Origin of the sequence: Pontibacter diazotrophicus, assembly GCF_003367245.1 — a bacterium.
GTDB lineage: Bacteria > Bacteroidota > Bacteroidia > Cytophagales > Hymenobacteraceae > Pontibacter > Pontibacter diazotrophicus.
Genome location: NZ_QRGR01000034.1, coordinates 24,376 through 50,747 on the forward strand (window position 1 = coordinate 24,376; position 26,372 = coordinate 50,747).

24 protein-coding genes and 1 pseudogene are annotated in these 26,372 nt (G+C 48.1%); 17 read left to right on the forward strand and 8 right to left on the reverse strand.

Translation table 11 applies throughout. From position 1 onward, the window contains the following. Window positions 1-38: 38 nt before the first annotated feature. Window positions 39-905: a sterol desaturase family protein gene (locus DXT99_RS22610; protein ID WP_115567869.1), complete on the reverse strand. Its 867-nt coding sequence runs from the start codon at window positions 903-905 to the stop codon at window positions 39-41. A gap of 350 nt (window positions 906-1,255) precedes the next feature. Between DXT99_RS22610 and DXT99_RS22615 the strand changes: the two genes are divergently transcribed. The 3 genes from DXT99_RS22615 (at window position 1,256) to DXT99_RS22620 (ending at window position 2,520) form a co-directional block, all read left to right on the forward strand. Next, window positions 1,256-1,438 (forward strand): hypothetical protein, encoded by a 183-nt coding sequence (locus DXT99_RS22615; RefSeq protein WP_115567870.1) that lies wholly within the window; start codon window positions 1,256-1,258, stop codon window positions 1,436-1,438. 52 nt (window positions 1,439-1,490) lie between these two features. Then, window positions 1,491-1,655, forward strand: coding sequence for a hypothetical protein (locus DXT99_RS27170; protein ID WP_181885226.1), 165 nt, complete (start codon window positions 1,491-1,493; stop codon window positions 1,653-1,655). Window positions 1,656-2,322: 667 nt separating this feature from the next. Beyond that, the gene (locus DXT99_RS22620; RefSeq protein WP_115567871.1) at window positions 2,323-2,520 is read left to right on the forward strand and encodes a hypothetical protein; all 198 of its coding nucleotides are present in this window, start codon (window positions 2,323-2,325) and stop codon (window positions 2,518-2,520) included. A 164-nt stretch (window positions 2,521-2,684) separates the two neighbouring features. On the opposite strand, the gene DXT99_RS22625 is transcribed toward DXT99_RS22620, so the two are convergent. After that, a complete protein-coding gene (locus DXT99_RS22625) occupies window positions 2,685-3,236 on the reverse strand; it encodes a hypothetical protein (RefSeq protein WP_115567872.1) in 552 nt (183 codons plus the stop codon). Window positions 3,237-3,412: 176 nt separating this feature from the next. Between DXT99_RS22625 and DXT99_RS22630 the strand changes: the two genes are divergently transcribed. Both DXT99_RS22630 and DXT99_RS22635 read left to right on the forward strand, forming a co-directional pair. After that, window positions 3,413-5,362, forward strand: a complete 1,950-nt coding sequence (locus DXT99_RS22630) for a S9 family peptidase (protein WP_115567873.1) — start codon at window positions 3,413-3,415, stop codon at window positions 5,360-5,362. Window positions 5,363-5,436: 74 nt separating this feature from the next. Next, window positions 5,437-5,868: a hypothetical protein gene (locus DXT99_RS22635; RefSeq protein WP_115567874.1), complete on the forward strand. Its 432-nt coding sequence runs from the start codon at window positions 5,437-5,439 to the stop codon at window positions 5,866-5,868. Here DXT99_RS22635 and arfB read toward each other — a convergent pair. Then, complete coding sequence (gene arfB, locus DXT99_RS22640) at window positions 5,865-6,278, reverse strand: alternative ribosome rescue aminoacyl-tRNA hydrolase ArfB (protein ID WP_115567875.1); 414 nt, start codon at window positions 6,276-6,278, stop codon at window positions 5,865-5,867. The two genes, DXT99_RS22635 and arfB, sit on opposite strands and share 4 nt — an antisense overlap. A 270-nt stretch (window positions 6,279-6,548) precedes the next feature. Between arfB and DXT99_RS22645 the strand changes: the two genes are divergently transcribed. The 4 genes from DXT99_RS22645 to DXT99_RS22660 all read left to right on the forward strand — a co-directional run bounded on the left by DXT99_RS22645 (window position 6,549) and on the right by DXT99_RS22660 (window position 10,781). Continuing rightward, entirely contained in the window at window positions 6,549-6,932 is a 384-nt protein-coding gene (locus DXT99_RS22645) for a sensory rhodopsin transducer (RefSeq protein ID WP_115567876.1), read from the forward strand. An 11-nt stretch (window positions 6,933-6,943) separates the two neighbouring features. Continuing rightward, a complete protein-coding gene (locus DXT99_RS22650; protein WP_115567877.1) occupies window positions 6,944-8,602 on the forward strand; it encodes an alpha-amylase family protein in 1,659 nt (552 codons plus the stop codon). 102 nt (window positions 8,603-8,704) lie between these two features. Next, window positions 8,705-9,667: a TIGR03885 family FMN-dependent LLM class oxidoreductase gene (locus DXT99_RS22655; RefSeq protein WP_115567878.1), complete on the forward strand. Its 963-nt coding sequence runs from the start codon at window positions 8,705-8,707 to the stop codon at window positions 9,665-9,667. Window positions 9,668-9,701: 34 nt separating this feature from the next. Then, window positions 9,702-10,781, forward strand: coding sequence for a site-2 protease family protein (locus tag DXT99_RS22660; RefSeq protein WP_115567879.1), 1,080 nt, complete (start codon window positions 9,702-9,704; stop codon window positions 10,779-10,781). A gap of 47 nt (window positions 10,782-10,828) precedes the next feature. Here the strand turns inward: DXT99_RS22660 and DXT99_RS22665 are convergent, their stop codons facing one another. The 5 genes and pseudogenes from DXT99_RS22665 to DXT99_RS22685 all read right to left on the reverse strand — a co-directional run bounded on the left by DXT99_RS22665 (window position 10,829) and on the right by DXT99_RS22685 (window position 13,448). Further along, window positions 10,829-11,020, reverse strand: coding sequence for a GNAT family protein (locus DXT99_RS22665; RefSeq protein ID WP_115567880.1), 192 nt, complete (start codon window positions 11,018-11,020; stop codon window positions 10,829-10,831). Between the two features lie 468 nt (window positions 11,021-11,488). Next, window positions 11,489-11,737 (reverse strand): annotated as a pseudogene (locus tag DXT99_RS22670) (IS982 family transposase); the annotation flags it as partial. 78 nt (window positions 11,738-11,815) lie between these two features. Further along, window positions 11,816-12,148, reverse strand: coding sequence for a hypothetical protein (locus DXT99_RS22675; RefSeq protein WP_147294281.1), 333 nt, complete (start codon window positions 12,146-12,148; stop codon window positions 11,816-11,818). 108 nt (window positions 12,149-12,256) lie between these two features. Beyond that, a complete protein-coding gene (locus DXT99_RS22680) occupies window positions 12,257-12,871 on the reverse strand; it encodes a hypothetical protein (protein WP_115567883.1) in 615 nt (204 codons plus the stop codon). Between the two features lie 76 nt (window positions 12,872-12,947). Continuing rightward, window positions 12,948-13,448: a hypothetical protein gene (locus DXT99_RS22685; RefSeq protein WP_115567884.1), complete on the reverse strand. Its 501-nt coding sequence runs from the start codon at window positions 13,446-13,448 to the stop codon at window positions 12,948-12,950. A gap of 450 nt (window positions 13,449-13,898) precedes the next feature. On the opposite strand from DXT99_RS22685, the gene DXT99_RS22690 reads away from it, so the two are divergent. The 8 genes from DXT99_RS22690 to DXT99_RS22725 all read left to right on the forward strand — a co-directional run bounded on the left by DXT99_RS22690 (window position 13,899) and on the right by DXT99_RS22725 (window position 26,195). After that, window positions 13,899-14,288, forward strand: coding sequence for a BlaI/MecI/CopY family transcriptional regulator (locus tag DXT99_RS22690; RefSeq protein WP_115567885.1), 390 nt, complete (start codon window positions 13,899-13,901; stop codon window positions 14,286-14,288). Continuing rightward, window positions 14,285-16,363 (forward strand): M56 family metallopeptidase, encoded by a 2,079-nt coding sequence (locus DXT99_RS22695; RefSeq protein WP_115567886.1) that lies wholly within the window; start codon window positions 14,285-14,287, stop codon window positions 16,361-16,363. The genes DXT99_RS22690 and DXT99_RS22695 overlap by 4 nt, the downstream gene beginning before the upstream one ends. Window positions 16,364-16,569: 206 nt before the next feature. Beyond that, window positions 16,570-18,408: an IPT/TIG domain-containing protein gene (locus tag DXT99_RS22700; RefSeq protein WP_115567887.1), complete on the forward strand. Its 1,839-nt coding sequence runs from the start codon at window positions 16,570-16,572 to the stop codon at window positions 18,406-18,408. Between the two features lie 623 nt (window positions 18,409-19,031). Next, a complete protein-coding gene (locus DXT99_RS22705; protein ID WP_246000966.1) occupies window positions 19,032-19,952 on the forward strand; it encodes a DUF3667 domain-containing protein in 921 nt (306 codons plus the stop codon). Window positions 19,953-19,973: 21 nt separating this feature from the next. Continuing rightward, window positions 19,974-21,344 carry a dGTP triphosphohydrolase gene (dgt, locus tag DXT99_RS22710; RefSeq protein ID WP_115567888.1) on the forward strand — a complete coding sequence of 457 codons (1,371 nt, stop codon included), beginning with the start codon at window positions 19,974-19,976 and terminating at the stop codon, window positions 21,342-21,344. Window positions 21,345-21,350: 6 nt separating this feature from the next. Next, on the forward strand, window positions 21,351-22,565 hold the full coding sequence (locus DXT99_RS22715) for a hypothetical protein (RefSeq protein WP_147294282.1): 1,215 nt from the start codon (window positions 21,351-21,353) through the stop codon (window positions 22,563-22,565). Window positions 22,566-22,757: 192 nt separating this feature from the next. After that, on the forward strand, window positions 22,758-24,095 hold the full coding sequence (locus DXT99_RS22720; protein WP_115567890.1) for a M16 family metallopeptidase: 1,338 nt from the start codon (window positions 22,758-22,760) through the stop codon (window positions 24,093-24,095). Between the two features lie 15 nt (window positions 24,096-24,110). After that, window positions 24,111-26,195 (forward strand): insulinase family protein, encoded by a 2,085-nt coding sequence (locus DXT99_RS22725; RefSeq protein ID WP_115567891.1) that lies wholly within the window; start codon window positions 24,111-24,113, stop codon window positions 26,193-26,195. Window positions 26,196-26,372: the final 177 nt, after the last annotated feature.

Genomic DNA, 26,372 nt, shown 5'->3' on the forward strand with positions numbered 1-26,372 from the left:
TTTGGCTAATGTTATAGTGCTTTGCATGTTATAACATGCTATGGGAGCAATAGTGCTGGGGAATGCCATGTCTCCCGCTCCGGCACAGTACCATCCGGCAACTGCCACGGCCGCTGCCGTTTAAACGGCATCAGGAAGAGGTGCTTCGGCGACTGTTCCTTCGGGTCGCGGTAGGCTGGTACACCGATAGTAATCTCATCCTGTGGCACGTTCAGGCGCAGCGATTGGTGCAGGCGGTCCCACCACGAGAAGATGACGGAGAAGTTGCTGTTTGTCTCCCTCGCCACAATAGAGTGATGGATGCCGTGCATACGTGGCGTCACCATTACCTTACAAAGTTGCCGCTCTACCGTATAAGGCAGCCGCATGTTGGAGTGATGAAAGGCGGTGCAGCCTTCAAAAATAACCTCATAAAAAAGCACCAGTGGTGCAGGCACCCCAAGCAGCGCTATGGCAGCACCCCGGTACGGCACAGAGGCAATGTTTTCCCCTATATGAAAACGCCAGGCAGTGGATAGGTCCAGGTCCAGGTCGATGTGGTGCACATTGTGGAAGCGCCAGAGGGTGTCTGACTTATGCAGCAGTACGTGCCAGAGGTAGTTTGTGTAATCGAGCAGCAGAAACCCGGCTGTGTAACGCGCCCACTCCGGAAGCCCCAGCCATCTCAACAATCCGAACCTCTTTTGATTAGCCTGGCGTGCTGCGGCATACATGCCGGGTACCAGCAACAGCCGCAAAGCAGGCAGCGCTGCTGCTGCCACACTGCTGTTTTCCAGGAGCCGCTCTGGCTTTGGGCGCGTGCGCTTGCGCAACTGTCGCTTTGCCTCGAGTAAAAACAATGTTGCAGCGGCTAGCCCTAACAACGGCATGCCTATTTTATCAAACTTCGGAAACATAATTTTCATTCCCCTTAGCTACAGCTAATGCTGCTCTTAAGTTACAGCGAACCCGCCTATGAGAGGTTAATTTGCTGGAAAAAATGAAGTGCCGCAGGAGCCGCCGGGGCGCAAAGCATGAATTTGTCCGGTAGCGAACAATCAGGTGTTCGGCACCGGACACTTTATGCTATGTAATCTGGCGTGTTTTGGGGTGTAACTTATTGTAAATCAAAACATTAAATGTATTGGCACGTTTAATGTAATTGGACAATTAGAAATAAAAAAAATTATAGCGCATGCAAGCAACCTTTTGTCCTAAGGACCTATCTATTAGAGCAGAAAGATAAATAAAACGATAACTTATAAAATGTACGACCATGAAAATTGTAATCCTTCTTTTCGCTTTCTCATTCGGGTTTAGTGCCAATGTTAAAAAGTCAGCAGACGACTTAAAAGCAATCTCTATAAGAAATGAGATAAAGCAAAATCAGAATGAGCTAAAAAGATTCCAGCACCATCCTAACATGCTGCCGGAGGTAGAGATTATTGCTGAGAACTGATCTCTGCCACCACACAATTCGAAACAATTAAAACGCTATAAAAAATACTACTATGAAAATTATCATTCTTCTTTTCGCCATTGTACTCGCATTCGGAGCAACAGTTAAAAAGTCAGCTTCCGACATTAAAGAGATAAGCACAAGACAAGTGCTGAATGAGTACAAGCATCATGGCAACCTCTTGCCAGTTGTGGAGATTACTGCCGAGCGCAGTTAGTTAACGAACCTATAACCTGAAAAAAAGAGTACCGCTTACCGCCATTAGTCAAAATACAACTATGAAAATCATTGTTCTTTTATTCGCTTTGCTTGCTAGTGTCTGTTTTGCCTGCAAAACCACCTTTGACCAGCGAGAACTCTTAGCGCAACGCCAGCAGTTGCTGGCTAGTGCTGCTGTACAGGAATCCCCAACGCAACCTCAGACTATAGCCACTATATAGCCTGGGGTTGCACAAGCAGCCCATCCCCTTTTATCGGGGAATAACCTGATGTTACAAAGGGTTTTATTCCAGCAATAAAACCTTGCAGTTTAAGCATTTTTTATTCCCTTATAGCAAATAATAGCGCTAATGCGCCTGAAATTCCCATGTTGCATTACAGCCTTGTGATACCTTTTATAACAGGAACGTCTTCTCTAATTTTACATTGGCTTAAGGAGAAAGGTGCGCTTATGACCTTTATTACCAATCCTTTAGAGCGGGAGAAAAGAGAAAGAATATAGGGAAGCCAGCAGGCGTAGGAAAGCTTGGTTTAGTTTTCCCGCTGCTAAAACATGTGTTGCAAACACAAGGTGTACGGGAAAAATGTTACTGTAGTGCACCCACAAAGTTCAGCGTTTAGACACAAACGGTAGCAGGTGTGCTTAAAGCAACAGACGTTAGCTGATGCTCAGCATCAGCCGAACCAGTCAGGAAAAGACAGGAACGGGCATAGCTCGTTTGAATAAAGATAAACAGAAGGAAGAAGAGCAATATCCCTTTATTGATTACCAACTTGAGATTGTTTGGTGGCAGGTGAATACCTGGTTAAATCCGAGAGAGCTGTGGCTACCCCAACTGCAGCAACAAATGAAAACAACTTAAACAGCAATAAGAACCAATATGGTGCTTGCTGCCAGACAAAGCTCGACTTCTGAATAAAAGCCCGGACCCCACCGGGCTTTTTCTTTTTGCCTACAGGTTCTGCTTATAACTTAAATTACCAGCGCTTTTTCGTTTTACCGGCGCTTTTTCGTTCGCAGGCAAGGCTAATTGTCCTTCTTTTTGAAGATGTCGAAGATGCCGGGCTTCTCTTCCTGCTTCTTTTTATTGTTCTTATTGCCAAAAGGCCAGAGGCGCTTCTTTTCTTTTTTATCTTTTATGAGCACATAGCGCACTGAAATACCGGAAGAAAGCTGAATCCAGTCGTCGTGGTTGATGTGGAAAGCGGGCTTTACGTCAGCGGAGAGCAGGAAAGGCAGACCATTCACCTTATACTCTACACCAAGAATTGCATCGCCTCCTGTAAATACGCCCCTGTCTTTCAGGTTACCGATGTGCGCGCCCGCGCCCAGGTAATAGTTAAAGCGCTTGCCCAGTAGCGGGAAGTGCCACTCATACAGCCCTGTTGCACTGTAGTCGCGGGCTCCTACGGTTGCAATGGCTTCCAGCGTGCCCCTCTCGTGTAGCTTTTGTTGCAGGGTTACGCCAAAGCGGTCGCTTTCAATGCGGACACCGGCTGCCGTTCTGTACTTTTGCGCCTCACTTGCTATACTTATCCCGCAGAGCAGGCATACTAGCAACAATAATCTTTTAAACATAAACCAAGGGTGAGCATTTGTTAGCAGTGGCAGCAAATATCTTACCTGAAAATCAGTTTCAGTATCATTTTGCTAAGCTTCTGCAACTGCTGTCGCTTTGTAAAAACTTGCTGTTTGTTTTGTGTCTGAAATTCAGTAGCTTACTATACAGTTAATGTGCCTTAGCAGAAAAAACCATGGAAAGAAAATTAACCTGGGCCCCTGCTGCGTTTGCAGTGGTGGCCCTGTTCGCTGGCTGCCAGAAAAGCACCACCACCGAAAATCAGACAATGGAGCCGGTGGCGAAGACCTACACCATTGAGCAGTTCATGAACACTACCTCCATCGGGGGCAGTGATTTTTCTCCTGACAACGCAAAGATACTCTATTCCAGCAACGAAACAGGTGTTTACAATGCTTTTGAAGTGCCTGTAGCAGGAGGTGAGCCACGCCAGCTTACCAACTCAACGGACAATTCGGTGTTTGTGGTATCGTACTTCCCAAAAGATGAGCGTATTTTATACTCCAGCGACAAAGGAGGCGATGAAATCACGCATTTGTACGTCCGCTACCCTGATGGCTCCTCTAAAGACCTGACACCGGAGGCAAAAGCCAAGGCTGAGTTTGCAGGCTGGAGCCACGACCAGAACAGTTTTTTCTTTGTCTCCAATAAGCGCGACCCGAAGTACTTCGACCTGTATGAAATGGACCTGCAAAGCCTCAGCCCAGAACTGGTGATGCAAAATGAGCAGGGTTTTGATGTTGCTGCAATATCAAGAAATAAAAAGTATGTGGCGCTTACAAAGAGCATCAACACCAACAGCAGCGACATGTACCTCTATAACACGGAAACGAAGCAGCTGGACAAGTTAACAGATCATCCCGCAGACATTCAATACAGCCCTCAGGCCTTTACGCCGGACAATAGCAAACTGTACTTCCTGACAAATGAGGAAGGAGAGTTTATGGCACTGAAAAGCTATGACCTGGCCAGCGGAAACACAGCAGATGTGGAGAAAGCCGATTGGGACATTATGTACTCTTACTTCTCCCGCGATGGCAAGTACCGTGTGACCGGCATCAACAACGATGCCCGCACAGAGGTGAAAGTGTATGATACAGCCAGCAACCAGCTGGTGCAACTGCCGGAAGTGCCCGCCGGTGATATAACTGGCGTAGACATTTCGGATAATAGTGAGCTGATGGCGTTTTACGTGAACAGCCCGACTTCGCCCAGTAACCTCTATGTATATGACTTCGGCAAAGACAAAGCAACACAGCTTACCAACACCATGAACCCGGAGATTGATCAGAACGACCTGGTGAATGCGGAGGTAATCCGATACAAATCCTACGATGGGCTGGAAATTCCGGCCCTGCTGCTGAAACCGAAGGATGCAGGGCCTGATAACAAGGTGCCGGCGCTGCTCTGGATACATGGGGGCCCCGGTGGCCAGACGCGCCTCAATTACAACGCACTGATGCAGTACCTCGTGAACCACGGCTACGCCATACTGGCCGTGAACAACCGTGGCAGCTCCGGCTACGGCAAATCGTTTTATGCCGCTGACGATCTGAAACATGGCGATGTAGATTTGAAAGACTGTATTGAGGCAAAAAATTATCTGGCCGGCACAGATTATGTGGCCGCAGACAAAATCGGAATTATGGGAGGTAGCTACGGGGGCTATATGGTGCTGGCAGGGCTGGCCTTTACTCCGGATGAGTTTGCCGTAGGTGTTGATCTGTTCGGGGTAGCCAACTGGCTGCGCACGCTGCAAAGTATACCACCTTACTGGGAAGCCATGCGCGAATCGCTCTACAAAGAATTAGGAGACCCGGCCACTGACTCTGCTGCGCTCTATAACAAATCACCGCTGTTCTTTGCACACCAGATTGAGAAACCGCTCATCGTGCTGCAGGGTGCTAACGACCCACGCGTGCTGAAAATAGAGTCGGATGAGATAGTGGCATTAGTAAAAGCCAACAATGTGCCTGTAGAGTATGTGGTGTTTGATGATGAAGGCCATGGCTTTGTGAAAAAGGAAAATCAGATTGAGGGCTACAGCGCCATCCTGAGTTTTCTGGATACTTACCTGAAAGGAAATACCAAAGCTGCAGGTAGTAATGCCAGCAGCAGTAAATAAAAACGTAGGGCAGCCTTAAAGGGTGCCTACGTTTCCTGTACTTGAACTAAGTTTATTCTATCTGAATTACCGCCATGCAAAACATAGACGAACTCACACAGGCGCTGTACCAGAGCATTAGCTTTAAGAAGGGCGCGCGACCAGACCTGCAGCGGCTTAGAGCGCTGTTTTATGAGGGAGGCAGGCTAGCGAATTGTAATGGAGATCTGCCACAGGAATTCTCGGTACAGCAATTTATAGATGTTGTGGAAGGGCAAATGGAGACCGGGAATTTAATTTTCTTTCAGGAGCGGGAGATAGCTTCGAGAACAGAAATATTCGGTAAAATTGCGCATCGCTTTAGCACGTACGAGGCTTTCCTGGAGGAGAATCAAGCGAAGCCTGTTGCTACAGGCATCAATAGCATACAGTTTATACAGGTGGAAGGCCGCTGGTACGTTTACTCCATGGTCTGGAATGATCAGGCAGAGGGCAGGATGATACCAGCAAAGTATTTTGAGTCTTAGTAATCGCCCCGGAAGCCGCGGTTCGACTTTTTCTCAGCCTGCCGTTTCTTGCCTTCAAGGCGCCTTCTGACACTAGCCCGGGAAGGCTTTGTGGCTTTGCGCTTCTTCTGCTTGGTGAGGGCCTGCCGCAGCAGTTCATAAAAGCGGTTGATGCAGGTTTCTTTGTTCCTTAGTTGGGTACGCTCCGTCTGGCAGGTTAACTGCAGGTATCCTTCGTTGTTAATGCGGTTGGCCAGCTTTTCCTGCACCATTGCTTTTTCCTCCTCCGTCAGTAGCTCAGAGTGCTGCACATCGAACCGCAGTTCTATTTTAGTGGCTACTTTATTTACATTCTGCCCCCCGGCACCCCCACTTCTGGAGGCCTGAAACTGCAGTTCTCTTTCAAAATCTCTTGTTTGTAAGTCAGTCATATTACATAAGGATACTGAAAAAAGCCTTGTTCTGATGCGTCTTGACAAAGACTTTCTGTTTATAAGAAAATATCGCCGTCATACAATAAGAACATACCACTACATTAGGCTGGCCAGAAATCTTTGATAAAGTTAGGCAAAGCAAGATAGTTGGATTGGCTATTCTCTATGTGCCCGGTTTTTGTTTTCATATCATCTTTAGGAAGATAGCCGTACTATGAGGTAAGTATTGCATCATGTTCTATTCACGCACCACTATAACCTCAAACTATGAACAACAAACCTATTGGCCACAAAGTATGGGCCATCGCAGAGGGCTATATCCCATCCTACGGCAACGGGCCTGAACCGGAATTCACAAGTCACGAAACCGCCTGCATCCTGAACACATCTGATCAGGATGCTCATGTTAAAATATGGATCTACTTCAGCGATCGCGATCCGGTGGGACCTTACGAAGAAACAGTGCCATCCAAACGCACCAAACATATCCGCTTTAACGACCTCAAAGACCCGGAGCCGGTGCCAACAGGCACAGACTATGCCAGCGTGATAGAGTCGGATATACCGGTGGTGGTACAGCATACCCGCCTTGATTCGCGGCAGGCAGAGAATGCATTGCTCAGCACCATGGCCTTTCCTGTCAACGCCTGATTCGCCATAGCATGAGGGAAAAAGATCTTTGGTATAAATCGGGTGTATGGTATGCCCTCGATGTAGAAACATTCCAGGACTCGGACGGAGACGGCATCGGAGACTTTCAGGGCCTGATCAGCCGCCTGGACTACCTGGCAACGCTGGGCATCACGTGTATCTGGCTTTTGCCATTCTACCCAAGCCCGGGCAGAGACAATGGCTATGACGTGATGGATTATTACAACGTAGATAAGCGGCTGGGTACTTTAGGTGATTTTACTGCCTTTGTCCGTGAAGCAAAGGAGCGCGGCATGCGGGTGGTCGTGGACCTGGTGGTAAATCATACATCTGAACAACACCCCTGGTTTCAGGAGGCCAGGAGGGACAAAACTTCCAAATATTACAACTACTACATCTGGCGAAAGGAAAAGCCTGAGGAGTCGCATGCGGAGCCTATGTTTGGCGGTGAAGAAGACGACATCTGGTCTTATGATGAGGTAGCGGAAGAGTATTACCTGCACCGGTTTTACAGCCATCAGCCTGACCTGAAAATTGTAAATCCGGAGGTCCATAAAGAGATTTTTAATATCATGGGCTTTTGGCTGGCGCTGGGAGTGGCAGGTTTTAGAGTAGACGCCGCACACATACTGGTGCAAACCGATAGTGAGGAAGACACAGAGCATTTTTATGAGCTGCTTGATGATATGCGTGCTTTTATAAACACGCACAGCGAGAACGCTGTCTTACTTGCCGAGGCCACAGGACCTCCCGAGATGATTGGTGATTTCTTCCAAGATGACCACCGGATGCACATGGCTTTCAACTTCCTGATGAACCAGCACCTCTTTCATGCGATGGCCTTGCAGGAAGCCGCTCCGCTCAGGAAAGGATTTGAACTGTTGCCTCCCAAACCCGAAACCTGCACCTGGCTAAATTTTCTGAGGCACCACGATGAGCTAACGCTGGTAGACCTGGAGAAAAACGAGATACAGGAGGTCTTCAATGCCTTTGCACCTGAAAAAGACATGCAGATTTTCGGCCACGGCATACGCCGCAGGCTGGCCTCCATGTTGGAAAATGACAGGCAGCGCATTGAACTCTGCTATAGTCTGCTGTTCAGCCTGCCCGGTACACCGCTCATACAGTATGGTGCTGAAATAGGCATGGGCGATGATTTATCGTTACCCGGCCGCACGAGTGTGCGTACGGCAATGCAGTGGTCCTCCACCTCAGTAAACGGGGGCTTTTCCACCGCTCCCCCCGAAAAACACGTACGCCCTGTTATCAGTGAGGGTACCTATGGCTACAGGCAAGTATCGGTCATGAAACAACAGCGTGATACCTTCTCGCTTCTCAACTGGATGGAGCGCATCATCAGAATCCGAAGACAATGCCATGAAATTGGAAAAGGAGAGTGGCGCACCATAGATACAGGCAACAAAGCAGTTTTTGCGCATAGTTGCACGCTTCCCTCTGTTTCCACTCTCGTAGCTTTCCATAACCTGGGCAAGGAGGCCGTTTCGCTTGATTTACCCGGCATTTTCAGCAAAGCATCTGACACAGTAGAGCTCTTAAGTGATCAGGCTTACAGCTACCCCGGTTTAAATGATAATGTGCTGGAATTGGGAACTTACGGCTATCGGTGGTTCAGGTTGATACCAGGTATACAGGAAGCTGAAGAGCAGTAGCGCGCCTCAGTAGAAAAAAGATAAAACCAGAGGCTATGGCTACAGGTATAGAATCCTGAAAAGCCACAGTACAAGAGAGCAACAAACAATAAAACAAACTCCATGATAAAAATAGGATACCAGGCGTCGCACGAGCAGTTTAAGCCAAGCGCTTTATTAAAGTACGCCCAAAGGGCTGAACAGGCAGGTTTTCAGAGCTGCAACTCCTCCGACCACTTCCACCCCTGGAGCCATGAGCAGGGTGAAAGCGGCTTTGCATGGTCGTGGCTGGGTGCTGCGCTGCAAGCGACGAATCTTACCTTCAGCGTAGTAAACGCCCCTGGCCAACGTTACCATCCGGCCATTATCGCGCAGGCAGCAGCCACGCTGGCCGAGATGTTTCCTAACCGGTTCGATATTGCGCTGGGTACAGGGCAGAACCTGAACGAGCATATCACAGGTACTGTGTGGCCTGTAAAACAAGACCGCAACACGCGCCTGAGAGAATGTGTAGATATTATCCGGGCCCTCTGGGCTGGTGAGACGGTCACGCACCATGGCCTTGTTACAGTAGAGGATGCAACACTTTTCACACGACCTGCGACGCCACCAAGTATTTTAGGAGCAGCCATAACACCGGAGACTGCTGAATGGGTAGGAGGCTGGGCTGATGCTCTTCTGACCACCGCCCGTCCGCCGGAAGAGTTGAAAAAAATGGTGGATGCATTTCATAGGGGTGGCGGAGAAGGCAAACCGATGAACCTGAAAGTAGAAGTTTCGTTTGCTGATTCGGAAGAGGAGGCTGTGCAGGGGGCTTATGAACAGTGGCGTTCTAACATTTTTACCAGCAGCGTATTAACAGAGCTGCGTACGGCCAAACAGCTGCAGGAGGCAGCACAGGTGGTTAAGAAAGACATCATGAAAGAGCATGTGCTTATTTCAACAGAGCCGGGGCAGTACCAGGAGTGGTTGCAGCAATACATTGATCTTGGCTTTACACAACTTATCCTGCACAACGTAAACCTACAGCAGGAGCATTTTATAGATTTATTTGGGGAGAAGGTGCTACCTCAACTGGCACGTTAGCCAGGGTATAGGTAGCGGGTAAAAAAAGAAAGATATGAAATGGTCACTTAATCTTGGGCGGATTGCCGGAATTAAAATACTGGTGCACTGGACTTTTGCGCTGCTGCTGGGCTGGGTGGCATTCACTGAGTCTCAACGCGGCAGCGACCTTCCTACTACGCTGCTGGCTATGGGGTTTATAATTACCGTGTTTTTCTGCGTGGTGCTGCACGAACTGGGCCATGCGCTGACGGCGCAGCGCTACGGCATCAGCACAAAGATGATTACGCTGCTGCCTATTGGTGGTGTGGCCAGCCTGGAGCGGATGCCGCAGGACCCAAAGAAGGAACTGATGATTGCCGTAGCCGGACCAGCTGTGAACGTGGTGATTGCGTTCATTCTTTGGCTGGTGCTGCCTTCCATAGGTGATTCCTTTTCAGAAGAGTTCTTTTTGCGCATCACACCCGCTAACTTCTTTTACCTGCTGCTTTTCGTGAATGTGGTGCTGGTGGTGTTTAATGCCATTCCTGCCTTCCCGATGGATGGTGGACGGGTGCTCCGGGCGCTGCTGGCTTTTAAGTTAGGGCGGGTACGCGCTACACAGATTGCAGCCAATCTGGGGCAGTTTTTAGCCATCATTTTTGTCTTCATCGGCTTCATGTATAATCCTTTCCTGATTCTGATTGGGGCTTTTGTGTTTTTCGGGGCTTACTCAGAAAATATACTTGTGCAGCACCTCGATTACCTGCGTGGCCACAGCGTGCGCGAAGGCATGATGACGAACTTTGTGACTCTGGCTCCAACCGAGACGGTACGGGAAGCTTTAAACAAGCTACTGATGGGCTCTGAGCATGAGTTTGTGATAGAGGAAGAAGGAAAAGTAGTAGGCACGCTCACCCGCTCTCAGTTGATACAGGCCGTAAAGGAAGAGCAAATGCAGTTACCGGTTGTGGAGATAATGTCAGCGGATGTGAAAACATTCAATGTGCAGGACAAACTCTCGGATGCCTATACAGAACTTCAGAAAACCCGTGTGCCCCTTTATCCTGTGCTGGAAAATGGCCGCCTCGCCGGTGTCATCAATACTGATAACATCAACGAGTTCATCATGATAAAATCAGCCCTAACGCATTGAGTTAGTTGCTGATTTTAAAATGATAACTGCTGGCGTTGTTTCTCAGGTTAGCGGTTCGGGCTTTTTCCTTGTTTGTTCGCTTCTACGGTTTCAAGTTTCATTCGCAGCAAAGGATAATCTTTCCCCTGGTCGTCTTGGGCTGTTCGTTCATACGTTTCAAATCCAAGCTTCTGATAGAATTCAACTGCCTTTGTATTTTGCTCGTTTACATCAACTTCCATGGCAACACAGTCTGCCATTTGTTAAAATCAGCTTCGGTAAATACAGTTTCAGAATTAAAACAAGCGATGAACTGCTTCGGGTTAGTTTCAACATATTCTTTGATTGATGAACCTAAAGGCTCTGCAAACGCACCATCAGCCCACCATAGATTTCTTGTATCTTGAAGCGATAACTACTCTTTAATGAGTTGTAAAAATCCTGTCCCACCCTCCATGTAAATCTCTTTTCTATTATGGAATATCTCTGTATACTCAATGGTAGGAAAACATCCTGAATCATCAATTAGATAGGACACAACAAGAGTATCATAATAGTCTTGTGACAACTTAATATAACGTGAACTCGGGAATTAAGCGAGTGTTCTAGCAGGGTTGAACCTTTTGTTTTTGTGGTCCAGGAAGGTGTAGGCTGTCAGGCCTGAGAGGATGTGGACCAGTGCGTTGAGGGGATTTCGGTGGCGGGTGTGGTCAATGTCGCAGACGGTCATTTTTCAGCTCCCCTAGCACCAGCCGCTCATAGTAGTACTCAAAGCACTTAAAGCCCGAGAGGTGGTAAAGCGTGAGAATGGTGAGCACCTCGCTCTCAGAGAGGGCAGGCCTCCTGCCAGCAGGGTGCTTCTCTGAGAGCCCCTTTGGCAGCGGATGGGAGGCGAAATACTCCTGCACTTCCTTGCAGAAATCGTCTATGAAGCAGAACACTTCAACCACTTTGGCAGTATCTATGATAAAGTGCATAAGGCTAAGGATTTAGGTGAAACATCGGACAATATTTCTACCTAATCCTTGGCCTTTTTTGTTGCGCAAATGACTGATTTAAAATGATTTAATTCCCGAGTTCACGTTAATATAAAAGGTGGTGGTACCACTTTGTTCTTTATTTGGATAAACCTCAAATATAGTCCCTCCTTTTTGTGGGCTGTGTTTCCTTTGTATATAGGTTGTGTATGGTGGGGTGTCAGTTTTTACTTCTACAGAATCTGGGTGGAAGTCACCTCCGCTATCGCTCACTAAATTTACACCATTGCCATCAGTAGAATAAAAAGATACAGGAGGCATAGGTGCAGGGTCATATCTACGACATGGGTCAAGCAAGCTACAGCCCATTAAAAAGAGCAGGGGTAAATAAAGGAAGTGTTTTGTTTTCATATAAGGGTAGTGTTTGTATCGGTTTTATTCTTTAAAGTCTGTAACTCCTAATCAGCCTACGGTGTGGTGCAGCCGAAGCCCGTAGCGTAGCAAAGGTTAAGGCTTAAGTTACTTTTTCACCAGTGCTACAATCAAAGCTGCAAGTGCCAAGCCGAAGGCTACATAAACAAGTATACCGTACCTTTCGCTGTCATCATTATCTACTTTAGTTGACTGCTTCTTATTTTTGAAATTCTGAAGAATTATATACTCGTTGTGCCAATCCCGAAGAAACGCAGGAAGTGCCTCAGTCTGACTTTTCTTTAAATCTTCTTCAAAGTTAGTTGGAGGAGGAAGAGGCACATCTGGTACAATTAGGCTCCTGCTTGCCCCGCAACCTGGATAGCTATAGTCTATCAATCCTTCTTCTTTCACTCTGGCATATACTACCCACAATCCTTCTATATGAGGACTGCCTGAGCAGGAATCGTGTGTTTTGCCATGGATAGTATCCCCTGGTTCAATGTTTCCCTTAAAAGCTTCTAAGACTTTGAAAGAATACTTCTCTTCATAATTATCCAACTTCTTGTAAGAGATTCTGTCGCCGATAAATATCAAATCACTGTTATCAATATCAATATTTACTCTCCTGACGCTCCATTTGCGGGTGACGCAATTACAAGCGTTGGAACTATAGCCGAAGAATAAGAGAAGTAGCAAGACTAAAAGACTTATTCTATTCATGCTTATAATTTATGCCAACGGTACTCGTACATGAGGTGAGCGAGGCTTTCAGCCGAAGCTTTGCTCATGTGCTGGGTTAGTGGAAGGAATTCTTCTCTTTTACTGGTGCCCATTCCTCTTCATTGATTTGACTCACATCAACCTTTTCTGTCCATCTGATATTGGCTGTTATGTTTCTTGTCTGTACAGTGTCATAGTTCTCATTACCACCTGCTATTCCAGTGTAATGAACCTGCTGCACTATTCTTTTATTAGAATCTTCCCGATGAACAAACAGTATTTTGTTGTCCGTTGCCACTTTGTCTTCGCTATAGAAAGGTATAGCTGAAAGTAGCCATACAAAGCCAATAGCTATCAAAACTATTAGCCCAAGTGCTTTGTCTATCTGACCTGGAACATCTTGAGCTGATATTGTGATGCATGCAACAAGAAGACAAAGGGTGAAGAATGAAAGGTTTAAGTACCAGTCATAGAGTTCTTCAGTTCTTAATTCAAGGTTTGAATAAGTCAGCACCTTGAACAGAATGAATAGCACCAAAGCAATGAAGGAAGTCCAATAGAGTCTGTTTCTATTCATGCTTTTTCTTAACACTAACTAACAGCTAAACGGAGTTATTCGGCTTATCTGCACTATGTATGAAAGTAGTTTTGCCTTTTCTCCTATCGTTTTGTAATCCTTGCTTAAGTTAGAAACCATATCTACAGCCAGGCTTGTCCTTTTGGTTAAGAACATTGGTTATGGCTCCTAAGTAAGCTAATAATATGTACTTCTCCTATATAGGAAGCTGTAAAAACAAAAAGGCCGGTATTACCCGTTTCTTCTGCTAAAACTCTTCTGTCATAGAGTCTTACCGTAGTATTATCTACTAAGCTCCTATTCCCTTCCCTTCTTTCACAGCCCCTCTCCCTCCGGAATACAGGACCTTTACTTATAAGTACGAAATGAATCGTATATAAATTTCCTTTTACGAAAACATTCGTATATACTTGTAATGCAACATATGCAGAACCTAACCATCTATGAGCTATGACATTAGAAAAAACACCTAAACCCACGGAGTCGGAGCTGGAGATACTGCAGGTGCTCTGGCAGCACGGTGCCAGCACGGTGCGCCTGGTGCACGAGGAGCTGAGCAAAACCAAGGAAGTGGGCTATACTACTACTCTGAAACTGATGCAGATTATGGCAGAGAAAGGTATGCTGGAGGCTGATAAAACAAGCCGTTCCCACATCTACCGTCCCTTACTGGAAGAAGAGAAGACCCAGCAGCAGTTGCTGGACCGGTTTATGGATGCGGCTTTCAGGGGTTCGGCAAGCAAGCTGGTGATGCAGGCACTCGGTAACAGCAACACATCCAAAGAAGAACTCAATGAAATCAGAAATCTGTTAGATAAACTGGAAGGAGGCAACAAATGAATCAGATAACAAGCTTATTCCCGGAATCACTGGTAAACGCCCTCGGCTGGACGCTGCTGCACTCGCTGTGGCAAGGCGCTTTTATAGCCCTGCTCCTGAGCCTGCTGTTGGTACTGTTGCACAAGCAGAGTGCTAAAGTACGGTATGCAGTGGCAGGTGGGGCCATGCTGGCGCAGCTGTTACTGGCGGCAGGTACATTCCTCTATTACCACAGCCAACCAACACAGGCTGCTTTATCCACGATAGCCTCTCCCAAAGATACAGTTTCATCTACTTATGTAGCTGAACTAGCTGTGGCTCCTGTTCAAGCGTCCTTCTGGTCCGAACCATTTGCGGTGGCACAGCTATACTTCGAGCAGCACATGCCCCTGCTGGTAACACTCTGGCTTTTAGGTATGATGGTAATGGCGATTCGTTTTATAGGAGGAGTGGCTTATACCCAGCGCCTGTGCCACTACAGAACCACCCCTTTAGCAGCCAACTGGAAGCAGAAAGTAGATGCTTTGCGCGAGACAATGGGTGTGGATAAAGCCGTTCGCTTAGTGGAATCTGCGCTGGTGCAGGTGCCAATGGTTGTTGGTTTTGCCAAGCCTGTTATACTTTTGCCGGTAGGTGCTGTCACCGGTTTGTCACAGGCGCAGGTGGAGGCTATACTAGCCCACGAACTGGCGCACATCCTGCGCAGAGATTACCTCGTGAACCTGCTACAGTCGGTGGTGGATATGCTGTTCTTCTATCATCCGGCGGTGTGGTGGATGTCGGGGGTGGTGCGTGCAGAGCGCGAGAACTGCTGCGACGACATGGCTGTGGCTGCTTGCGGTGATACGCTGACATATGCCCGCGCATTGGCAGCAATCGAGACCATGCGCTTACCGGCAGCACCTGCTATGGCTGTTGCTTTATCAGGCAAGCGAGGTACGCTCATGAGCCGCATTAAGCGCCTGGTGGGGCAGCAGTCGCTGAAGCCGACTTTTACCGAGGGCTTTGCCGCAGGCCTTGTGCTGGTGGTGGGGCTGCTGGTACTTTCCTTTGGAGCTATTGCCGGACTGAAGCCTCAGGCGGACCAGGACACAACGCGGCTTCAGAGTAATACAGCCTACGAAGAAGCTACAGATACAATGGAGGAGGAGAACACCATCACCAACGATGACGCAGGTGCTTTTACCTATACGATGCAGGACTCAACCGGAAGAGCACGTGACATTGTCATCATCAAAAACAAAAAAGGGAAAGTAAAGCAATTATACGTAGACGGCAAGCGCATCCCGAACAGGTATATAGATGACTACAAGAATCTGGTAGACCAGCGGCTGCAGGCAGTAGAGAATGCGCCAAGGGCAAACCACGAAGAAGTGGCGCTGCAAATGGAGCAGGCGCGTGCCGCTGTGGCAGAAGCGCGCCAAAACAGCCAGGGCAGTTACACTTTTCAATACAGCTACTCCGATGGCGATAGCTTGTTAGTGCCCCCACCGCCTGCCCCACCAGTTCCACCAGCACCTCCTGCTCCTGGCGTACCGCCTTTACCGCCTGTTCCGCCTTTACCGCCTGTACCTCCCGTGCCACCTGTAAACGAAGACAGTGAAGCATTGAAGGAATATGAGCAAGAGTTGAAAGTTTATGAAGCAGAAATAAAAGCTTATGAGGAAGAGATGAAAGGCTATGAGCAGGAAATGAAAGGGTATGTCGAAGAACTCCGTGCAAACGGGCAGTTAAACGGACAGCATCATCAGGAGCTAGCTGAAAGGCAAATACAGGAAGCGAAGCGCCAAACAGCACACATGCTGGAAATGACTAAACACCAGGCGGAAATGGCGAAGCAGCATCAGAAGATAGCGCAGAAGCACCAGGTAATGGCTCTGCAGCATCAGGAAAATCTGGAGAAGGTAAAGGACGAGCTGGTTAAAGACGGCATCATCAAAAAAGGAGAGGATAACCTGAACATCCAACTCAACAACAGGGAATTTTACATCAACGGCAAAAAGCAGCCGCAGGAGGTTTACGAGAAGTACAAAGAGCTAATGAATGTAGATGTAAGTGACTCTTCAAACTTCAACTTCCAGTACAACAGCAACTAGTTTATAGCCTGCTAGCGTACATTATGCCCGTCAGCTTTTTTTGCTGGCGGGCATTCTTTTATTTTGGCCTTTCAGGGCGGGTAGTATCGCTATCTTAAAACTTCATATCCCTATGGGAGGTATTTTCCGTAAGTATGAGTCGTTGAACTTTTTCAAAACAAAAAAGCCCCCTTTTGTTTTATCAAACATGAACTGTACCTGTTTCCATGGATAAATTTTACAGATTATCTGCTGCACCCCGCACAAAGCCGATGCTGCTGTTCTTCGTGCTGTTACTCTCCTCTTTCTGCACTTTCGCCTCCGATAACCAACATATGATTCCGCTTACGCTGGAGGGACGTATAAAGGCAGCAGAAATAGTGGTGGAGGGCGAAGTCGTATCAAAGCAATCGTTCTGGGATGCGCGCCACAAAAACATCTACACTTCCAACATTATTCGGGTGTATAAAGTCTTTAAAGGAGAGGTAAGAAGCGAGCAAGTAGAACTGATTACGGAGGGCGGGACTATAGGATTGAAAATACATGCCGTGTCTACGGCCCTGCAGCTACGCCCCGGGCAGCAGGGAGTGTTCTTCTTAAAGCGGCAGCAGCAATTGCCGCAATCTCCCGGCAGTCAGCACATCAGTACAATGGCCTATGGCAGCCAGCAGGGCTTTGTAAAATATGACATTGCGAACAATAAAGCCTTCGGAGCCTTCGACAGCTATAGCAGCGTGCGGGAACTGTACCAGAACATAACCGCGCAGACAGGGCAAAGCTACCGTCGCCTCTCAGAAAATGAGGCGCTGGATACTAAACCTGCCGTAGAGCAGCGGCAACAGCAAACACAGAGCACAAAGCGCGCACCCATTATCACCGGTTTCGAGCCTACTACTATCAGTGCTGGAACGGGAACTACCATCACTATCACTGGTTCAGGCTTCGGGGCTACACGTGGCGATGGTGCCGTAGAATTCAGGGACGCAGACTTTGGGGGCACCAGATACGTACGGCCATTGCCCTCAGCGTACATCTCGTGGTCTGATAATCAGATTGTCTTAGATGTTCCCTCTGCCTCTCTGGACGGAGGCACTCCCGGTTCCGGCCCTATCCAGGTTGTGACAGACGACGGCGACACCTTTACCAGCGAGACAGAACTCTTCATAGAGTTTGCTTACTCTAACGTGTCATTCGACGAGAAAACATTCAGGCCCAGGCTTGTTAACAGAGACGGGGAAGGAGGGTACAGCATATTATTTGCGCCCAGCATGCAGAACAGGCAGGCAGCACAGGAAGGCTTCCGGCGCGCCATGGCCACCTGGTCTTGCGTGTCGGGGGTTAATTGGAAAATCGGGGCGTCCACCACAATAGAAGACGCCGAAGACGATGGGGAAACTGTTGTTCGGTTTGCCCCAAATAATGTTGTCGGTGACAGTGTGCTGGCAAGAACTATCAGTTATTATGAAGGTTGTATTGGAGGAGCAAACCAGGATACGGTGTGGTACTTAACAGAGTTCGACATGGAAATTAACAGCGACATCACCTGGCAGTATGGCCCTGGTGCGCCTGTTGGCCGGCAATTCGATTTTGAGACGGTGATGCTGCATGAGTTAGGCCATGCCCATCAGCTGAGCCACGTTATTATGCCGAGTGCTATTATGCACTATGCTATTGAGTTTCGAAGAGTTATCCGTGACCTGAGCACCGCCGATATTGTAGGAGCTAACCTGATTGTAGAGAATAGTATTGGAGAGAATATCTGTGAACCGCCCATGGAGCTAAACGAGGATGCGGGATGTAACATTCGTGCGCTAACCGTTTTCCCTAACCCAATAAACGAGAGCAACAACACTGTTTCACTTGTGTACATTGTAAGGATGGGTACTGCAACGCTTCAGGCACAGCTGTACGACATGTCCGGCAGGTTAGTCCGTGAATTTGACGTCACCTTTAGTGATACCAACCTGCCTGTAGAGTTGGATGTATCCGATCTGGCCGCAGGTATATACATTCTGAGATGGCAGGAGCGTGACAGGGGCGGACAGGTAAAGCTTCTGAAACGATAACATCAACTCTCCATTACAGCAAGAGGCGGAGCTGCACCAGTGGCTCCGCCTCTTGCTGTATCAGCACTACAACATTAGCGGTCGAAAGGGTTTCTTCTCTATTCAGAACAAGGCCACAAGAAGGAATAAAAGCCACTGTAACACACACTTCTACTTCATACAAACACAAAAGCAGGCGAAAAACACCCGGGGAAGATGGATTTTCGACTGCTTGTGAACAGAATCTGCAAATCAGGACTTAGGCTGCACATGGAAACAGCTTGCCTCCCGTTGCTAGGGAATGGGTTTTGGAACAGTTTGTTTTCTTTAGCTTGAAAAGGGGGTAGCGTTATGATTCAAAATTCCCCCTCTTTTCTTCATAACACAAGGTATTGTAATGCTTGTTTGCAACATGGGATTGAGGCATGATAAACTGTCTTAATTGAATTAATATTCAATTATAGCTCTCATTTCTGTAAAGGGTATGCAAATTTTATAGGTTATGTAACATGATGTTTTTTGAATCTTATTGTTGTGCCATCGAATTTTAGTTGCTCTCAAGTCACACATATGCCGCTTTGCATAGCATTGTTATCTGTATAAAGCTATATTTGGGGAAAGATTACTCTTTTATGCAAAGAGATGTGAGAAAAAACAGACGCAAGTTTACCCAGTGCCCTAACTGCGGCTATTCCTTTGAGGAAGTAAACAACTACTGCCCTAACTGCGGACAGGAAAACCATGACCTTAACGTGCCGGTAAAGCACCTGATTGTGGAGTTTCTGGAGGGTACTATCCACTACGACACAAAGACTTGGCGCACCATCAAATACCTGCTCTTTCGGCCGGGCCTGCTCACTGAGAAATTCAACATTGGCCAGCGTGCAGCCTATGTTCCGCCCTTTCGGCTGTATGTGTTTGTCAGCATCGTTTTCTTTTTTGTGCTAGCGCTAAGCACTAATGCGCCCGGAGTGGGTACAGACCAAAAAGAGGTACAGGTCACAGTACCGGGAGTGCATATAGAAGACCCTTTAACAGACTCAGTGCTTTACACAAGTGAACCAGCCGTTGTAACATCGGAGGCACAGGCAATAGCAGTTTCTGACTCTGCCTTGCAGGCCATCGAAGATCCCACCTTCAAAACGGCCATGACTAGATTGGTCTCCTTCTCGAAGGGTGGCGAACAGGCAAAGCAGAAATTGCTAAAAAACACTTCTTTTATGATGTTTATCCTGATGCCCTTTTTCGCTTACCTGCTCTATCTTTTTTACTACAAGCAAAGGCGCAATTATGTAGAGCACCTGATGTTTTCCATTCACCTGCACACTTTCTTTTTTGTCATCATAATAATAGCGACGAGCTTGGCACTTGTTTTCTCTGGCCTTGATCTGGAGGGGTGGGTTGTAGTGCTTATGTTGGTGTACCTGTTCTTCGCCTTAAAGCAGGTGTACAAGCAATCGTACGGGCAAACATTGCTGAAGCTTATTCCATTAAGCTTCTTATATTGCCTTACGCTTGCCATCTTCCTGTTAGGCACACTGGCTGTTAGTGTTATGATGAGCTAAAATTTATTTCTCTTTACCCTTATGCAGCATACTACTACCTGGGACAAACTAATCTCGAAGAAACGCTTTGAAACAACGGACCCGAAGTATAGCACCGACGAATCTGTGCGGGGTGAGTTTCAGCGCGACTACGACCGGATTGTGTTTTCCTCTGCCTTTAGAAGGCTGCAGAACAAGACACAGGTAATGCCCATGCCTGAGAGCGATTTCGTGCACACGCGCCTGACGCATAGCCTGGAAGCTTCGGTGGTGGGCCGCTCGCTGGGCCGCATTGTGGGTAAGAGCATATTAGAGCGCTACCCGGACCTGGCACAGGAGAAGCATATACAGGAAGCTGATTTTGGTGATGTAGTGGCTGCCGCATGCCTGGCGCACGACATTGGCAATCCTCCTTTCGGGCACTCTGGCGAGGATGCTATCTCAGCTTTTTTTGAAAGCGAAACGGCACAGCCATACCTGGAAACTTTAACAGAAGCGGAGAAAGCAGACTTGCAGCGGTTTGAAGGTAACGCCGCTGGCTTCCGGGTCCTCACCTATACCTATCCGGCTCACTGCAGCCTGCCGGGTGGCCTTAGCCTGACCTATACCACACTGGCCACCTTCACAAAATACCCGAAGGAGTCGCTGCCTCTTATCAGGAACACCAAAAACACCAGCGAAAAGAAGTATGGTTTCTTTCAGACGGAGAAGACGTGGTTTAATACGATAGCTCAGGAACTGGGCCTTCTGAAAAAAGGAGTGGACGGAGAGGTGTTCTATCACCGCCACCCGCTGGCCTTTTTAGTAGAGGCGGCCGACGATATCTGCTACCGCATCATCGACTTTGAGGATGGCCTGAAACTGGGCCTGGTGCCGCAGGAACAAGGGCTGGACCTGCTGCGCCAGATATTGGACGATAACCCGAACCGCAAATCCAGTCTTAATTTTTACGATTGGCGAGAGGAAATCGGCTACCTGCGTGCGCGCATTATTGGAAAGCTGATAGAGGAAGCGACAGCCGTCTTTTTGCAGCACGAACAGGAAATGTTACAGGGCACGTACGACACTCCGCTCATTAACGAGCTCAGCTGTAAGCCGGTATTAGACAAGATAAAAGACCTGTCCGTCAGGCTGATTTACCAGAACCGCCCGGTGCTGGAGATCGAGGCTGCCGGCTTTGAAGTACTCGGTGGTTTGCTGGATGCCTGCGTGAAAGCCGTTTTCAGGCCGGAGTCGAAGCACCACCGCAAGCTGGCGGCACTCATTCCGTCCCATTACCTCGAGCTGCTCGATACAGCCACAGACTACCAGCGCATCATCCACATCACCGATTTCGTGGCCAGCCTCACAGACCAGGCAGCATTGGGCCTGTACCGCAAAATAAAAGGCATCGAGCTCCCACGGATGTATTGATTTAGCGTGACGTTGCTGATAAGACCGAGTTATCGTTTTGCGGATACTGCGTTGCTGTTGCTGTACATAGCTGTTTGTGCGGTTATTCTGTTTCGGGTAAATGTGGAGGCAACTGGTTACCTGACCCCGGACTCAGAAAGTTATCTAGAGCTAGCCCAGAACCTGAAGAATGGCAAAGGCTTCTACCTATATGAGGCGTCCACTGCTGAGGAAACATTTTTTTCTGTATGGCCTGTTGGCTATCCTGTGCTTATTTATTTTGTTTCGGCAGTAACCTCGCTTGATGTTTTCTGGGCCTCAAAAGTGCTGAACCTGTTGCTGGTAGGACTTGGCTTTCTGCTGCTGCGCCAAATTAACAGGAAATACTCCTATATACTTGCTTCTGTTTACTGCTCTTATACGCTGCTGGAGGTTTACAGCTTTACGTGGTCTGAGGCGCCATTTCTCCTGGGGCTACTGTACCTGTGTTACCTGGTTAACAAGGTCATACTAGGGGATGATACAACTAAAAATATACTTCTCTTATTCCTGACTTGTGTCTTCCTGTTCCTGATGCGGTATATCGGAGCCTTTTCATTCAGTGTTCCCGCCCTTTTAGCCTGCTTTTGCTACTATAAGCAGAGGCGCAGAACTGCTATAAAGCTGCTTGTCGTGTTTTTCCTGCTCATGGCTGTAACGGGCCTGTACCTGTTTATGAATTACTCCCTCAGTGGCTATGCAACTGGTTTCGATCGCCTAGAGGCAGAGACGGAGTCAGTTAGGGCTTTTGCAGGTATGATGGCAGAAGGATTACTGAATGAGCTACTCATCATCCGGAAGTTCCGGATGGGGAACCAGCCCGACTACTTGCTCTACTTAACAATACTTTTACAGTTGGCGGTCACAGCGATTATCATAGCAAAGCTTAAAAGACACTACCTGTTGGAGCAGTTAAAGAACGATTCCTTTTCTCTTGCATGCTTTATTGTTGCACTGCTATATCTTGCCGCTATTGTATTTTTAAGAAGCTTCTCCCACTTCGACGACTTAGACTACCGTTTACTTGCGCCTTTCAGCTTTTTGTTCTGGATTGGTATGTTACATTTACTGGTTTCCTTGCCTGATAACATTAGAAGTACGGTTCAGGCTAAGAACATAGCTTTTGTTTTCTTTATGATTTCCCTACTGCTGAACCTCCCCAAACAGTACATACTCGAAAAAGTGGTACAGCTGTTATCATAAAAGTCTCACCTCATTCGTCTATAAAAAAGCCTGCTTCATCTGCATACATACCATTTTGGCCGAGTCTTGGTCAGGATGGCACGCTTAAACTGGTTTCTCCCCTTAATTAGAATTAATTTTATACCCTTTATAACAGCAGGTTTGCCTTCGGCAAGCTTGTTGCAGGCATTCTAAACACAACATAACTAACATATGAAACACAAGTTCATTGCCTGCCTTTTATGGTGCGCCACCGGCTTTGCTGCGTTGGCTCAAACCAAAGGCAACAAGATTGAGTTTACGGAGTACGACCTTCCGAATGGCCTGCACGTGATCCTGCACCAGGACAAGTCTACGCCTAACGTAGCAGTGTCGGTGCTATACCATGTAGGTTCTAAAAACGAAGTGCCTGGCCGTTCTGGTTTCGCACACTTTTTTGAGCACCTGATGTTTGAAGGAACGGAGAACATTGGCCGTGGCGAGTACAGTTCCTTAGTGCAAAAAGCAGGCGGTGCCCTGAATGCCAATACCTCCTTCGACCGCACGTATTACTATGAGCTGCTGCCGTCAAACCAGGTAGCCCTTGGCCTTTGGCTGGAAGCGGAGCGTATGAAGCATGCCAAAGTAGACGAGGTGGGTGTGGAGACGCAGCGCAAAGTAGTGCAGGAAGAGAAGCGCGAGCGCATCGACAACCAGCCTTACGGGTCTATGGGCGAGAATGTGTTTTCGCTGGCCTTTCAGGAGCACCCTTACAAATCCATGCCAATCGGTTCTTTCGAAGACCTGAATGCCGCAAGCATTGAGGAGTTCCGCGACTTCTATAAGACGTTCTATGTGCCGAACAACGCAACGCTTTCCATCGCTGGCGACATCGACATAGCAGAAACCAGGAAGCTGATTGAGCAGTATTTTGGTGATATTCCGAAAGGCACCAGGGAAATACCACGCCCTAATATAGTAGAGCCGAAACAGACGGAAGAGCGCCGCAAAACGGTCTACGACAACATTCAGCTTCCTGCTGTTATCCAGGCCTACCATGTGCCGGAGCAGGGCACCGATGATTTTTATGCACTGTCTATGCTAACGACGCTGCTGTCTGGCGGTGAGAGTGCCCGTTTGCCAAAAGCGCTGGTAGACAAGCAGCAGAAAGCAGTTGCCGCTGCCTCTATTCCTTTCCCAACAGAAGATCCGGGCTTGTTCCTGACGTTCGCCATCGCCAACATGGGCGTGGAGGTAGATGACCTGGAGCAGGCCATGAATGCTGAGATCGAGCGCGTGAAAACAGAGCCACTGACAGACCGTGAGTTCCAGAAGCTGCGCAACCAGGTGGAAAGCAGCTTTGTGCAGCAGAACAGCACAGTAGCCGGCCGTGCCGAGAGCTTGGCCAACTACGCTGTATACTTTGGCGATGCTAACCTGATTAACACGGAACTGCAGCGCTACCTGAACGTGAAGAAGGAAGATATTCAGCGTGTGGCGAAGGAGTACCTCACCCAGAACAACCGTGTCGTGCTGCATTACCTTCCTAAATCAGCTCAACAGAACAACTAAGACTTCATTCCGATCATGATAAAAAAATTCTATAGTACCGTATTTCTGGCGCTGGCACTGGTGTATGTAGCACCGGCACAGACCACACAAACGCCGCCGCCTCCGGGACCTGCGCCCAAAATAGAACTGGGCAAGTATGAGCACTTCACTCTGAAGAATGGCTTAAAGGTATACGTGGTGGAGAATCACAAACAGCCCGTGGTGTCGATGTCTTTGGTATTAGACCGGGACCCGATTCTGGAAGGCGGCAAAGCCGGTTACGTACAGGCGGCTGGCCAAATGATGCGCACAGGCACTACCACCCGTAGCAAAGACCAATTTGATGAGCAGGTAGACTTCATAGGGGCTGAACTGGGCTTCTCCTCTACCGGTTTCAACGCCTCTGCACTTAAAAAGCACCTGCCAACGCTGCTCGAGCTTACCACTGATGCCCTGCTGAACCCAAAGTTCACACAGGAGGAGCTGGACAAGGTAAAGAAGCAGATGAAGGCTAACCTGGCGCAGTCGAAAGACAACCCGGATGCCATTGCCAGCCGCACACGAAATATGGTCATGTATGGCAAGGACCATCCGTACGGGGAGCTGATGACGGAGGAAACTGTGGATAATATCACGCTGCAGGATATCCAGGATTATTACAATACTCACTACAAGCCGAATATTGGTTACCTGGCCGTGGTAGGCGACGTGACGCCAAAGGAGATGAAAAAGCTCCTGAAGAAGCCGTTCCAGAAATGGCAGAAAGGCGATGTGCAGCAGGTAGAGTACCCACTGCCTCAGCGCCCAGAGCAGACGCAGGTCGTGGTGGTAGATCGCCCAAGCTCCGTACAAAGCTCCTTGGTACTCACAAACCCAGCTGACCTGAAGCCAGGTGCGGAGGATGCGGTTGCTGCTTCTCTGATGAACAACATACTGGGTGGCGGCATGGATTCCCGTTTGTTCCAGAACCTGCGTGAAACGCATGGCTATACCTACGGCGCCTACTCGTCTGTTAATAGCGATGAGATTCTTGGGCGTTTTAACGCCAATGCCAACGTGCGGAATGCTGTTACAGACAGTGCCGTAACAGAGTTTATGAACGAGTTGAACAAAATCCGCAGCCAGCGCGTGAGCGACGAGGAACTGCGCGATGCCAAAGCTTATATTATGGGCAGCTTTGGCCGTGGCCTTGAAAACCCTGCCACCGTAGCAGTTTATGCTATCAACACTGCGCGTTATGGCTTGCCGGAAGATTACTATGCCAACTACCTGAAGAAAGTGGAGGCTGTAACAGCAGAAGATGTGCAGCGTGTAGCGCAGAAATACATCAACCCGGACAAGATGTACATTATAGCGGTTGGTAACGCCTCTGAGGTAGCTGAAAAGCTGCAGCCGTTCGATAAAGATGATAACACCATCGCCTACTACAGCACGACTGGTGAAAAAGTTGACCGTGCGGCAATGGGTGTGCCAGCTGGTTTAACAGCCGATCAGGTGCTGGCAGATTACATTAAAGCCATTGGTGGGCAGGCAAATATCGACAAGCTGAAGGATATCACTATCACCAGCAACGCCTCGGTACAGGGTATGGCACTTACCTTGGTGCAGCAGCAGAAGGGAAATGATAAGTTTGCTACGCAGATCACGATGAACAACAACCCGCTGCAGCGTGTGGTTATCAATGGAGAAAAAGGTAAAATGGAAGCCCCGATGCAGGGTGTGAACAAGGAGTTTACTAAAGAAGAGCTCACCACACAAAAGCTGGAGGTAAGCCAGTTTCCGGTGCTGCAGTACGCGAAGTTAGGTATCAAAACCAAGTTAACGGGCATGGAGAAAGTAGACGGCAAAGATGCGTATGCGGTAGAAGTAACGCTGCCAAACGACCAGAAGGCCACACACTACTTCGACAAGAACACAGGCCTGCGCCTAAAGGAAGTAAACAACCTGCAGACGCCGCAAGGTGTACTGACGCAGACCAAGAGCTACAGCGACTACAAAGAAGTAAACGGTGTGAAGTTCCCTTATGTAATTGAAACAGTGGTAGGCCCTCAAGCCATCAAAGCCGAGGTGCAAAACATTGAGGTAAACAAGAACCTGAGCGACGATACATTTAAGATGTAGTTTTTAGACATTATCTTTTTAGTTGGAAAGAGGCTATCCACACAAGGCTAGCCTCTTTTTTTGTGAATTGGTTTAAGACCGCTATAGCTGTTCCGGACGTCTGTGTCTGAAACTAAACATCCTCGTCCGCGTGTGAAAAGGATTGCATACAGGAACAAGGGTGTTTCCAGCAGATAG